The sequence below is a fragment of the Streptomyces sp. NPDC045778 genome (genome assembly GCF_056431945.1).
Window position 1 is genome coordinate 196,669 of sequence record NZ_JBWKJZ010000016.1, and the last position, 12,270, is coordinate 208,938.

9 protein-coding genes and 1 pseudogene are annotated in these 12,270 nt (G+C 75.0%); 4 read left to right on the plus strand and 6 right to left on the minus strand.

The genetic code is table 11. The features are described from left to right. Positions 1-123: 123 nt before the first annotated feature. Complete coding sequence (locus tag AC07GB_RS22060) at positions 124-234, minus strand: keywimysin-related RiPP (RefSeq protein WP_399621796.1); 111 nt, start codon at positions 232-234, stop codon at positions 124-126. Positions 235-811: 577 nt separating this feature from the next. Between AC07GB_RS22060 and AC07GB_RS22065 the strand changes: the two genes are divergently transcribed. Beyond that, entirely contained in the window at positions 812-2,563 is a 1,752-nt protein-coding gene (locus AC07GB_RS22065) for a chitinase (RefSeq protein WP_478847921.1), read from the plus strand. Between the two features lie 82 nt (positions 2,564-2,645). Here the strand turns inward: AC07GB_RS22065 and AC07GB_RS22070 are convergent, their stop codons facing one another. Genes AC07GB_RS22070 through AC07GB_RS22085 form a run of 4 tightly spaced genes read right to left on the minus strand, consistent with a single transcriptional unit; the run spans position 2,646 to position 7,559 of the window. Then, on the minus strand, positions 2,646-3,692 hold the full coding sequence (locus AC07GB_RS22070; protein WP_478847923.1) for a Rieske (2Fe-2S) protein: 1,047 nt from the start codon (positions 3,690-3,692) through the stop codon (positions 2,646-2,648). Next, on the minus strand, positions 3,689-4,726 hold the full coding sequence (locus AC07GB_RS22075; protein WP_478847925.1) for a phytoene/squalene synthase family protein: 1,038 nt from the start codon (positions 4,724-4,726) through the stop codon (positions 3,689-3,691). The genes AC07GB_RS22070 and AC07GB_RS22075 overlap by 4 nt, the downstream gene beginning before the upstream one ends. Then, on the minus strand, positions 4,723-6,243 hold the full coding sequence (crtI, locus tag AC07GB_RS22080; RefSeq protein WP_478847927.1) for a phytoene desaturase family protein: 1,521 nt from the start codon (positions 6,241-6,243) through the stop codon (positions 4,723-4,725). Before crtI ends, AC07GB_RS22075 begins: the two co-directional genes overlap by 4 nt. Continuing rightward, on the minus strand, positions 6,240-7,559 hold the full coding sequence (locus AC07GB_RS22085; RefSeq protein WP_478847929.1) for a polyprenyl synthetase family protein: 1,320 nt from the start codon (positions 7,557-7,559) through the stop codon (positions 6,240-6,242). Before AC07GB_RS22085 ends, crtI begins: the two co-directional genes overlap by 4 nt. A 314-nt stretch (positions 7,560-7,873) precedes the next feature. On the opposite strand from AC07GB_RS22085, the gene AC07GB_RS22090 reads away from it, so the two are divergent. The 3 genes from AC07GB_RS22090 (at position 7,874) to AC07GB_RS22100 (ending at position 11,600) form a co-directional block, all read left to right on the plus strand. Beyond that, positions 7,874-9,070: a lycopene cyclase family protein gene (locus AC07GB_RS22090; protein WP_478847951.1), complete on the plus strand. Its 1,197-nt coding sequence runs from the start codon at positions 7,874-7,876 to the stop codon at positions 9,068-9,070. Positions 9,071-9,120: 50 nt separating this feature from the next. After that, entirely contained in the window at positions 9,121-9,858 is a 738-nt protein-coding gene (locus tag AC07GB_RS22095; protein WP_478847930.1) for a methyltransferase domain-containing protein, read from the plus strand. Positions 9,859-10,052: 194 nt separating this feature from the next. Continuing rightward, positions 10,053-11,600, plus strand: coding sequence for an FAD-dependent oxidoreductase (locus AC07GB_RS22100; protein WP_478847953.1), 1,548 nt, complete (start codon positions 10,053-10,055; stop codon positions 11,598-11,600). A 544-nt stretch (positions 11,601-12,144) separates the two neighbouring features. On the opposite strand, the pseudogene AC07GB_RS22105 reads toward AC07GB_RS22100, so the two are convergent. Beyond that, positions 12,145-12,270 (minus strand): annotated as a pseudogene (locus tag AC07GB_RS22105) (IS481 family transposase); the annotation flags it as partial.

The window sequence follows — 12,270 nt, forward strand, 5'->3', positions numbered from 1 at the left end:
GGGTCGCGGGAACCACCGGTGAGCGACGGTCCGGGGCGAGGTGTGGCGGAGGCGAAAGGGCCGGGTGGCGGCCGAGGGGCCGCCACCCGGCGTCGGGCCGACTACAGCGCCGGCCGGATCAGATCAGAGGAGCTGCTTGCGACCGAGAAGGTCCTTCGGGCCCCTGCTTCCCGCGCCGGTCACCTTGCGGAAGCCGCCGGCCTTGGCCAGTGTGGGGCGTTCGTAAGTGCGCATGAGAGTCTTCCCTCCTGCTTGCTTTTTCGGGGACGTAGTGCCGCAGGTCACCTGCCGTGGAAATCAGGAATGAATTGAGCGGTGCCTGTGCATTTCCACCGGCTTACCGCGTGCCAGGTGAATGCAGAGACTCAAGAATTCCGGAGCCACTTCGTCCGGTCCGCGCGGATCGTGCTCCGCCGGAGGAGTGCTCGCACTCCGTGAATTTCTGTCCCGAATTTCCGGTGCCCTACGTTAGGGAGAGGGCCACATCATCACAATGGGTCGCGCAGGGCGCCGCGTTGCACACCCGCCGGTCGTGCGCCCCCGGGCTGTGGGAGTGCGCTCTCGTGTACGCACTGCCGGTGGCGGAGGGACGGAAAGCACCGGCTGGCCCCTGGCGTTGCTCGACGACACGGGCCGGGCGGGGTGCGTCCTGGGAGAAGGGGGGCCCGTGCGGTGGCGGCCGTCGAGTACCGCGTCGCGGGTTCTCCTCTCCCGGGGTCTTGACAACTCGATTGGTCTGGACCAACTTGGCGCAACAGCGGTGGCCGCCGTCGTCGCTCACGTACGTCACCTCGCCCCCAGGAGGCACCCCGTGGATCAGGTACGTCAGGACAGGCCCGGCCTCCGCCGGAGAATCAGCGCGGCCATCGCCGTCGGCGCGGCCGCCGCCCTCGCCGTCACCGCGCTCGCCGCGCCCGCGCAGTCGGCGGACGCCAAGGCCGCGAGGACCACAGCGGCCGGCGCCGCGGCGGCGGACGTCAACGTCGCCAAGAACGCCGGGTTCGAGGCGGACCTGAGCAACTGGACCTGCGCCGCGAACAGCGGCGCGTCCGTCACCTCCCCCGTGCACGGCGACGCGAAGGCGCTCAAGGCGACCCCGTCCGGCCAGGGCACCGCCGAGTGTTCCCAGATCGTCGCGGTGAAGCCCAACTCGACGTACAAGCTGAGCAGTTGGGTGCAGGGCAGCTACGCCTACCTCGGCGCCCGCGGCACCGGCACCACCGACGTGTCGACCTGGACGCCGGGCACCTCGTCCTGGCAGCAGCTCTCCACCAGCTTCACCACCGGCGCGAACACCACCTCCGTCACCGTGTACACCCACGGCTGGTACGGACAGAGCGCGTACTACGTGGACGACGTGAGCGTCTTCGGGCCCGACGGGGGCGGCGGTCCCGACCCGGTCGAGATACCGCCCGTCCCGGCCGGTCTCGCGGCGGGCACGACGACACCCACATCGGTGGACCTGTCCTGGACGCCTTCGTCCACGGCGACGGGGTACACCGTCTACCGCGACGGGACGAAGGTCGCCTCTTCCAGTGGTGCCTCCACGACCGTCACCGGCCTCACGCCGGAGACCACGTACAGCTTCCAGGTGAGCGCCTCGAACGCGGCGGGCGAGTCGGCGAAGTCGACGGCGGTGTCCGTGAAGACCCCCAAGGGCGACGGCGGCGGCGACGGCGCCGTGCCCCGGCACGCGGTGACCGGCTACTGGCAGAACTTCAACAACGGCGCGACCGTGCAGAAGCTGCGGGACGTGTCCTCGCAGTACGACATCATCGCCGTGTCGTTCGCCGACGCCACCCCCACGCCGGGGCAGATCACCTTCAACCTGGACCCGGCCGTCGGCTACGCCTCCACCGCCGACTTCAAGGCGGACATCGCCGCGAAGAAGGCCGCGGGCAAGTCGGTCATCCTCTCGGTCGGCGGTGAGAAGGGCACCATCTCCGTCAACAGTGACGCCTCCGCGACGGCGTTCGCCAACAGCGCCTACGCGCTGATGCAGGAATACGGGTTCAACGGCGTCGACATCGACCTGGAGAACGGCCTCAACCCCACCTACATGACCAAGGCGCTGCGCCAGCTCTCGGCGAAGGCGGGCCCGAAGATGGTGCTCACGATGGCACCGCAGACCATCGACATGCAGTCCACGTCCGGTGGGTACTTCCAGACGGCGCTGAACGTGAAGGACATCCTCACGGTCGTCAACATGCAGTACTACAACAGCGGTTCGATGCTCGGCTGTGACGGCAAGGTCTACAGCCAGGGCGGCGTGGACTTCCTGACCGCGCTCGCCTGCATCCAGCTGGAGGGCGGCCTCGACCCCTCGCAGGTCGGGATCGGCGTCCCGGCGTCGACGCGCGGCGCGGGCAGCGGCTACGTGGCCCCGTCGGTCGTGAACAACGCCCTGGACTGCCTGACCCGCGGCACCGGCTGCGGCTCCTTCAAGCCGTCGAAGACGTATCCGTCGCTGCGCGGCGCCATGACGTGGTCGACGAACTGGGACGCGACGGCGGGCCACGCGTGGTCGAACGCCGTGGGCCCGAAGGTGCACGGCCTTCCGTAGCCGGCGAACGCCCCGGAGGGGCGGGCGGACCGGATCCGGTCCGTCCGCCCCTCCGGGCCTGTGCGGGGCGGGCCGCCCCCGCTCATCCGGGGAAGCGCCCCGACGCACGCAACGCCCAGCGTCGTTCGGCGTAGGCCAGGTCGTCGCGCCACAGGCGGCCCGCCGCGTACCTGATCATCGGGCGCAGCAGCGGAGTGGCCCGGCGGGCCGCGGTGAAGCCCGGCCGGTCGGACGTGGCGACGACGGCCTCCACCACGGCGGTGCGCGGCCTGCCCGAGGCGTCGGGTGCCAGGGGCGTGGCGTGGGTCTCCACGACGGAGCCCTTGCCCTCGCCCTCGGTGATGCGCATGACGACGGTGCGCGGTCCGGGAGCGGTGAACACCGCGCGGACGGGGACGACGAGCCGTCCCGCGACCTTGAAGGAGACGTCGACGGTGAAGGCGTCGTCCGCGTCGGTCTCGTCGGCCGTGCCGTTCGCGTCGGCCTGGGCGGGCGGGCCGGGCGTGCCGACGACGGTGAGGTCGACGAAGGAGTAGGGGTGGAGCCAGGCCCCGTGCCAGGGGTCGAGGCGGTTGGCCACCACGTCCTCCGGCTCGCAGACGCCGGCCCCCGTGTACACGGCGGTGAGCGCGGCGGCCGCGGCGGGGCGGGTCGGCACCGGTGGCCGAGCGGCCGGCTCCTCGTCCGCGGCCGCGTCGAGGCGTACCCAGAGCAGCACGCCGTCGTCGTGGGCGGGCCAGGGCTCCCAGCCGGCGAACGGCGCGCCGTCCAGGGCGAGTCCGTGCCAGTGACACACCAGGGTGCCGCAGCGCACCGGGCTGTCGCGCAGGGGCGCGCCCAGATGCGGGCAGATGCCGGGCCCGGCGACGAGGCGGCCCTCCGCGGTACGCCACAGCACCACCTCGTGGCCCGCGACGGTACGGGCCAGGGCCCGGTCGGCGCGCAGGGCGCGGGAGGCGCCGACCGCGTACCAGTTGCCGCCGGGGCGGGCCTGGGCCCGCTTGAGGGCCTCGGCGATCAGCGCGGGCCGGGCCTCGCGCCAGGTCGGCGTCCGGCGTTCCCGGGCGAGGGGGGCGCGGCGCAGGCGCAGGGGCAGGCGTCCGCGCCGGGGCGGCTTGGCGGGTGTCACGCGGGCTCCTTCGGGCGGGAGAGGGCGGCGGGGGCGGGCGCGTGCCCGCGCCGGGCGGCGAGGCGGGCCGCGGCGACCCGCAGCAGCCCGTCGGCCGCGACGAGCGCGCGACGCCGTCGGGGCACCACCGCGCGGCGGTGCAGCACCGTCCAGCCGTCGGCGGCCACGGCGTCGAGGATGCCGCCGTACAGCACGAACGCGGTGCGGATGCAGGGCCGCGCGACGGGTTCGAGCAGCGCCACGCCGGGGGCCGCGCGACGGTAGGCGGCGCGGGTGAGGGCCTCGAACTCGCGCAGGGCCGCGGTGACCCGGCGGTCGGTGCGGCCGCTGTCCCGGCAGTGACGCAGCAGTTCGCGGTCGGCGCCGTGCGCGGCGAGCAGGTCGAGGGGGAGGTAGACGCGGCCTCGGTCGAGGTCCTCCCCCACGTCCCGCAGGAAGTTGGTGAGCTGGAAGGCGACCCCCAGTTCGGCCGCGTAGGGTGCCGCTTCCTCGCGCGGGACCACGGCGCCGAGGACCGGCAGCATCTGGAGGCCGATCACCGCGGCGGAGCCGTGCATGTAGGCGCGCAGGTCGTCGTAGCAGGCGTACTCGGTGACGGTGAGGTCGCTGCGCATGGCGGTGAGGAAGTCGGTGAAGTGGCGATGGTCGATGGCGTAGCGGCGGCTGGTGTCAGCCAGAGCGGTGACCACGGGCGCGGCGGCCCGCCCGGCCGCGAGACCGCCCCGGCCGTCCGCGAGGCCGCGGCGCAGGTCGTCGCTCAGCCGCTCCAGGGCAGCGGTCCGCCGCAGTGCCTCACCGCCGGGGTCGGTGCCGTGGGCGTGGGCGTGGTCGCCGTCGGGTGCGTCGACGATGTCGTCGGCCCAGCGGGCGAAGCCGTACAGGGCGTGGACGGCGGGGCGGCGTTCGAGGGGCAGCAGGCGGGTGGCGAGGAAGTAGGTGCGGCCGTGGCGGGCGTTCAGGTCGCGGCAGTGGGTGTACGCGGCGCGCAGACGGCGGTCGGTGATGCGGGCGGCGTCCAGTTCGCGGGCGGTCACGGGCGTGCTCCCACGGGGCGGCGGCCGGTGGCGGCGCGGGCGCCGGTGATGCGGGCGGCGGCGAGCTTTCCCGAGAGGAGCACGGGCGGCACGCCGACGCCGGGGGTGGTGCCGCAGCCCGCGAGTACGGCGTTGGTGGTGCCGCGCACCAGGTTGCGGGGGCGGAAGGGGCCGGTCTGGGCGAAGGTGTGCGCGGCGGAGAAGGGCGTGCCCGCGGCGTGCCCCTGGCCGGTCCAGTCGGCGGGGGTCACCAGGCACTCCTGCTCGATGGAGGACGCGATGCCGGTGAGGCCGCGGCGGTCGAGTTCGCGCAGCAGGCCTTCGCGGTAGCGCGGGGCCAGGTCGGTCCACTCGGCGGCACCGGGCCCGATCGTGGTGTTGGGGCAGGGCGCGAGGACGTAGTGGAGGTGACGGCCCGGCGGCGCGAGGGCGGGGTCCGTCGCGGTGGGTCGGGTGATCAGCAGGGAGGGGTCGCTCATCAGCTCGCCGGTGCGGGTGAGTTCGTGGAAGGTGCGCCGCCAGGCGTGGCCGAACGACAGGGTGTGGTGGGCAAGTTCGGGCCAGGTGCGGTCGCAGCCGGCGTGCAGGACCACCGCCGACGGCGCGTGCCGCAGGCGGGCCGGGCGGCGCGGGGCGCGGCCGAGGAGGTGGTAGGCGACCGGCAGGTCGGGGGTGAGGACGACGGCGTCGCAGGCGATGCGCTGGCCCTCGGTGACCACCGCGGTGACGCGCTCACCCGTGCGTTCCAGGCGGGTGACGCGCTGCCCGTAGTGGAACCGCGCCCCGGCCCCGGCCGCGGCGTCGGCCATGGCGCGGGGCAGGGCGTGCATGCCGCCGCGCGGGAAGTACACCCCGGCGACGGTGTCCATGTAAGCGATCACCGCGTAGGCGGCGAGGGCCCGCTCGGGCGAGACACCCGCGTACAGGGCCTGGAAGGAGAAGACGCGGCGCAGGCGTTCGTCGCTCAGGTGGCGGTCGATGCGCGCTTGCCAGCGGCCGAAGCCGCCGAGGGCCGCGAGCCGGACCAGGTCGGGGGTGAGCAGTTGCAGCGGCGAGTCGAAGTCGGCGTCGAGGAAACGGCCGCGCTGAGCCTCGTAGAGCCGGCGCAGCCAGCGGCGCAGCCGGTGGTAGCCCGCCGCGTCGGCGGGCCCGGCGAACCGCTCGATCTCCGCCTCCATCGCGTCGGCGTCGGTGTGTACGTCCAGCGTGCTGCCGTCGGCGAAACGGGCCCGGTAGGCGGGGTGCAGCGGGATCAGGTCGACGCGCTCGCGCAGCGAGGCGCCGACCGCGGCGAACGCCTCGTCGGCGATGTCCGGCATGGTGAGCACGGTGGGCCCGGTGTCGGTCAGATAGCCGCCGAGCGCCCGGCGTCCGGCCCGTCCGCCGGGCTGCGGATCGCGTTCCACGACCGTGACCCGGCGGCCCGCGCCCAGCAGGTGCAGGGCGGCGGACAGGCCGGCCAGGCCCGCGCCGACCACCACCACGTGGTCGGTGGGCCCCTTGACGTTCCTGGTCAACGCTTCGCCTCCCATCCCGTGGCGGCCAGGGCCGCGGCGAGCGGTGGGCCGCCGCCCTCGGGCACTTGGCCGGGCGTGCCGGTGATCTCGGCCAGCACGGCGCGCAGCCGGGCCGCCGCGCGCGGCTCCAGTGCGGCCGTGCTCAGGTGGCGCAGGCACTGGCCGCGGAGCCGGGTGATCTTCGCTGTCACCAGGTCGCGCGCGCCGGTGGCGACGAGGGCGTCCCGTACGGCGGCGAGTTCGCTGTCGGGGAGGTCCGCGCGGCCCACCGCGCGCTCCAGCAGGCCGAGGGCCGTACGGTCGCCGGCGGTCGTGGCGAGGGCCCGGGCCACGGCCAGCAGATAGGTGGGCTTGCCCTCGCGCACGTCCCCGCCCGAGGGCTTGCCGGTGACCTCGGGATCGGCGAAGAGGTCGTCCAGGTCGTCCTTGAGCTGGAAGGCGAGACCGGCGCGGCGTCCGGCGCGGCACAGCGCGAGCGTGGTGGCGTCGTCGGCTCCGGCGAGTACGGCGCCCAGCTCCAGCGGCCGCTCCACCGTGTACAGGGCGCTCTTGAGGCAGGCGGAGCGCACCGCCCGGTCCAGCGTGTGGGTGGAGGTGGCCTGGCCCTGCACGTCGAGGTACTGCCCGGCCACCATTTCCGTGCGCAGGGTGCGCCACACCTCGTTGAGCCTGTGCCCGGTCCCGGAGCGGAGGCCGGGGTCGAGCACCAGGTCGGCCAGCGCGTCGTCGGCCCAGGCGAGGGCGAGGTCCCCGGCGAGGACGGCGGCTGATCCGCCGAGCCTGCTCGCGGCGGGCCGGGGCGCGCGGCCGTCGTACTGACGGGTCACGTCGGCGTGCAGGGCGGGGGCGCCCCTGCGGGTGGACGCCTGGTCCATCAGGTCGTCGTGGACCAGGGCGCAGGTCTGGATCAGTTCGAGCGCCGCCGCCGTCCGCAGCGCCGCGCGCGTCTGGGCGGTGTCCTCTCCCCCGCCGCAAGCGCGCAGGGACCACCACACGAGGCGGGAGCGGACGCGGCGCCCGCCGCTGCGGGTGAAGCGGGCGACCCGCTCGGCGATGTCGTGGGCGAACACCGCGTCCAGGCCGCGGCAGCGGGCGAGGCGGTCGGTGAGCAGCCGCTCCAGCTCCTGGCCGACGGCACCTGGCACGTCGTCGTCGACCACGCGCGCGGCGAGGGTGCGGCCGGGGCTGAGGCTCGGGCTGAGGCCTGGGCCGGGGCGGGCCTCGGCTGCGTCCCCCGTGTCCCCCGTGTCCTCGGGGCCGGGCGGCCGGTGCGGCGGGTCCGCCGTGAGCCGGCCGATCGCCTGGGTGGAGCACATCGCGGATCCTCTCGCCGGTCGGGGCGACAGGACCTGATGTCCGGCGCCCCATGCGTCTCGCGTGCGTCGTGCTGGTGCTGTCCTCTGCCTTCCTCGTGAGGCCTTCCTCGCGAGGCCTTCCTCGTGAGGCCTTCCTCGCGAGGCCTTCCTGGCGAGACATTCCGCGCGGGAGGGCCGCGCGGATGCGCTGTTCGGTGGACATCTCGCCGCGAGGGGCGCCCTTGGGCCCGACACCCTCCCGGCTGCATCCGCGTGGGGCGCCGGGTGAGAAGACTGACCGGACCACTCGGCCAGGGAAGGAAGCAGACGTGAATGTGGACGCCGACGCCGACGTCGCCGTCGTGGGCGCCGGGGCCGCGGGGCTTTCGCTGGCGCTGCGCCTGGCGCGGCCGCCGCTGGGCGCGCGCCGGGTGACGGCGGTGCTCCTCGCCGCGCCGCCGGGCCCCTTCCGCGCCGCGCGGCGCACCTGGTGTTACTGGGAGCCCGGGCCGGGGCCGTACGACGAGGCGGTCACGGCCTCCTGGCAGCGGCTGCGCGTACGCTCCCGCGGCGGCCTCACGGCGGACGCCGCGCTCGCGCCGCTGCGCTACAAGATGCTGGACTCCGAGGCCTTCGAGGCGCTGGCCGACCAGGTGCTGGCCCGCAGCCCGTGCGTGCGGCGCGAGGAGGCCCTCGTGGAGCGGGTCGAGTCCGTGCCGGGCGGCGCCGTGGCGCACGCCCGCCGGGCCGATGGCTCTCCGGTGCGAGTGCGGGCCCGCTGGGTCCTCGACTCCCGGCCGCCCGCGCGCCTGCCGCCCGCGCGCACGACACTGCTCCAGCACTTCCGCGGCTGGTTCGTGCGCACCCGGGTGCCGGAGTTCGACCCCTCCGCGGTGGAGCTGATGGACTTCCGCACGCCGCAGCCCGCGCACGGCCTCTCGTTCGGATACGTCCTGCCCACCGGACCGTGCGAGGCGCTCGTGGAGTACACGGAGTTCTCCCGCCGCCCGCTCGACCGTGACGCGTACGACCACGCGCTGCGGCACTACCTCACCGAGGTCCTCGGTGTCGGCCCGCACGAGGTCACCGCGACCGAACAGGGCGTGATCCCGATGACGGACGGCGCCTTCCCCCGGCGCGCTTCCGCGAGCGTGTTCCCCCTCGGGGCGGCGGCGGGAGCGACCCGGCCCGCGACCGGCTACACCTTCAGCGCCGTACAACGCCAGACCCGCGCGGTGGCCGCCGCGCTCCACGCCGGACGCCGCCCCCTTCCGCCGCGCGCCCACTCCGCCCGCTCCCGGCTCATGGACGCCGTACTCCTGCACGCGCTCGACCACGGCCGCGTGGACGGCCCGGCGTTCTTCACCCGCCTGTTCACGCGCGTGCCCGCGCCCCGCCTGCTGCGCTTCCTCGACGGGCGCACCAGCCTGCCGGAGGACCTGTCCATCGGCCTGCACGTGCCCGTCACCGCGATGCTCGGCTCCGCGCTCGCGCTCCCCTTCGCGCCGCGCCGCGGCCACCCCCCGGCCTGACCCCCCGTACCCGAGTACCCGAGTACCCGACGATCCGATTCGGAGATGGCATGACGACCGTGCTGCGCGACGCCGACCTGGCAGCCGCGTTCGACCACGCCGCCCGCAGCTACGACGCGCTGGTGGCGGCCAACCCCGGCTACCACGCCCAACTGCGCCGCTCCGTGCGGCGGCTCGGCCTGCCGCGGGCCGGCGCGGGGCTGAGGGTGCTGGACCTCGGCTGCGGCACGGGCGCCTCGACCGCGGCCCTGGCCGCGCTGCTGCCCGGCGCGGAACTCACCGCCGTCGACGCCTCGGCCGGCATGCTGCGGCGCGCCGCCCGCCGGTCGTTCCACCGGCCCGTACGTTTCGTGCACGCGCCGGTGGAACGCCTCGCGGAGGCCGGGGTGCACGGCCCGTTCGACGCGGTCTTCGCCGCCTACCTGCTGCGCAACGCCGCCGCCCCGGACGCCGTACTCGCCTCCGCCCGCGGCCTGCTCGCTCCGCACGGCCGCCTTGCGGTGCACGAGTACACACTGAGCGGCCGAGCGGTCCACCGGGCGGTGTGGACCGCGGTGTGCGGCACGGTCATCCTGCCGATCGCCACGCTGCTCGGCGACGGGCCGCTCTACCGGCACCTGTGGCGCAGCGTCATCACCTTCGACACGGCCGGGCAGCTCTCGGAACGCGTACGGCGGGCCGGGTTCGAACAGGTACGCGTGCTGCCCCTGCCGGGGTGGCATACGGGCATCGCCCATACCCTCGTCGCCCGTCGCCCGGCGGGTAGCTCCGAGGGGGTGGCCCGATGAACGGAAGCCCGACGACGGGCGGCCCGAGCGGAGACCCGGCGACCGGCGGCCCGACGGCCGGAGACCCGGCGACGGGCGGCCCGATGGCCGGAGACCCGAGCGGAGGCCCGGCGACGGGCGGCCCGATGGCCGGAGACCCGAGCGGAGGCCCGGCGACCGGCGGCCCGATGGGCGGAGGCCCGCGCCACCGCCCCATGGCCCGCCCTCGCCCGGCCCGCCCCGGCCGGGACCGGCGGGCGCGGCTGCTGCCCGCCCCGCCCGGTGCCCCACGCGCCGACCGGGACGCGGCGCCGCGCGTGGCGGTCGTCGGCGGCGGCATCGCCGGACTGACCGCGGCCACCGCCCTCGCCGAACGCGGCGTAGGGGTCACGCTGTACGAACGCGAGGCGCAGCTCGGCGGCCGGGTCGCCGGCTGGCCCACGCGCCTCGCCGACGGCTCGGCCGCGACGATGAGCCGCGGATTCCACGCCTTCTTCCGGCAGTACTACAACCTGCGCGCCCTGTTGCGCCGCACCGACCCCCTCCTGTCCGGCCTCACCGCCCTGCCCGACTACCCCCTGCGCCACGGCGGCGGCCGGCAGGACAGCTTCCGGCGCGTGCCGCGCACCCCGCCGCTGAGCGCGCTCGGCTTCGTGGCCCTGAGCGAGTCCTTCACCCCGCGCGACCTGACCCGGATGCGACCGCGGGCGGCCCTGCCCCTGCTCGACGTGCGCGTCCCCGAGGTGTACGAGCGACTGGACCGGCTCAGCGCCCACGACTTCCTGGAAGCGATCAACTTCCCCGCCGCGGCCCGGCACCTGGCTTTCGAGGTGTTCTCCCGCAGCTTCTTCGCCGACCCGCGCGAACTGTCGGCCGCGGAGATGGCGCTGATGTTCCACGTGTACTTCCTCGGCTCGTCCGAGGGCCTGCTGTTCGACGTGCCCCGGGAACCCTTCCCGCAGGCCCTGTGGGATCCCGTCGCCGAGCGCCTGGGACGGCTCCGCGCCCGCGTGCTCACCGGCACCGCGGTGCAGGGGGTGTCGGCCCTGCCCGCGGGCGGCTTCATCGTGACCGCCACGAGCGGCGAGGAACCGTACGACGCCGTAGTACTCGCCCTCGACGCGGCGGGCCTGCGCTCGCTGGTGGCCCGCTCCGAGAGCCTCGGGGACAGCCGGTGGCGCGAGCGGGTGGCCCGCCTACGCACCGCGCCGCCCTTCCTGGTGTCACGTCTGTGGCTCGACGAGCCGGTGCGCGCCGACCGGCCCGGCTTCCTCGGCACCAGCGGATTCGGCCCGCTGGACAACGTCAGCGTGCTCGACCGCTGGGAGGGCGAGGCCGCGCGCTGGGCCGCCCACACCGGCGGCTCCGTCGTGGAACTGCACGCGTACGCGCTGCCCGACCGCGCCGACCGGGCCGCGACGCGGAAGGAACTCCAGGCCGAACTGCACCGCGTCTACCCGGAGACGAGCCGGGCCCGGGTGGTCGACGCGCGCCACGAGTGGCGGGCCGACTGCCCGCTGTTCCCCGTCGGCGGCCACACCGACCGCCCGACCGTGGGCACGCCCACACCCGGCCTGGTCCTCGCGGGCGACGTGGTCCGCACCGACCTCCCCGTCGCCCTGATGGAACGGGCGGCCACCACCGGCTTCCTCGCCGCCAACGCCCTGTTGCGACGCTGGGGCGTGCGGGGACACGCCTTGTGGACGGTGCCCGACCGCGGCCGCTCCGCCCTGCTGCGATGGGTGGCGGGGCAGGTGGGGTGACGAACACGCCCGACGGGCCGGAGGCGCGCGGCGGATGGCGTCGAGCCGCCCGGAGCCGGTGTATGATTTACACGTAACTCCGGTGCACGGCACGGGAGTCACGCGTCTGTGGTCCAAGGAAAGACGCCCATCATCCGATGGGAAATGCAGGTGCAAGGCCTGCCGGGCGCTCCACACGAAGGCCCCCTCCACGGAGGGGGCCTTCACTGTTTTCCGGGCGCCGCGAGTAAGGCACCGCAGCGACGCCGGTGCCCTCGGAGGAAGCGCATGCCCGGGCTGGCCGCGCTTCCGCGTGACCGCCGCAGGTCGCCGCGGGCGTCGTCGGCATCCCGAGCCGCCCTGTTCAGGAGCCACTGCGAACCGTCGGAGTGCGGGCGCCCGACGCGCTCACCCAGCTGCCAGTCGCCTTACGGTCGGCCGAGCCGAGCGCCTCGCGGGTCGGGCGCGGCCGAAGTGGGGCCGTTCCGCACGACTGGTCCACCCACTCGTCGGAGGGTCGTGCGTGCCAGACGCCGCGACGCCGCGCCGACCCATCGGACAGGCCCTAGCTGTATTGACCCGCAGGGTTGTTCACGCGGCTGATGGGTGGGTGGCCGCCGAGTGCGGTGTGGCAGCGGTGGTGGTTGTAGGTGTGCAGGAAGTCTGTCAGAGCTGCTGTCCGCTCGGTGTT

Coding starts and splice junctions, on each gene's coding strand:
- AC07GB_RS22060 (WP_399621796.1), bottom strand. CDS start 234: ATGCGCACTTACGAACGCCCCACACTGGCCAAGGCCGGCGGCTTCCGC.
- AC07GB_RS22085 (WP_478847929.1), bottom strand. CDS start 7,559: ATGTGCTCCACCCAGGCGATCGGCCGGCTCACGGCGGACCCGCCGCAC.
- AC07GB_RS22095 (WP_478847930.1), top strand. CDS start 9,121: ATGACGACCGTGCTGCGCGACGCCGACCTGGCAGCCGCGTTCGACCAC.
- AC07GB_RS22100 (WP_478847953.1), top strand. CDS start 10,053: ATGGCCCGCCCTCGCCCGGCCCGCCCCGGCCGGGACCGGCGGGCGCGG.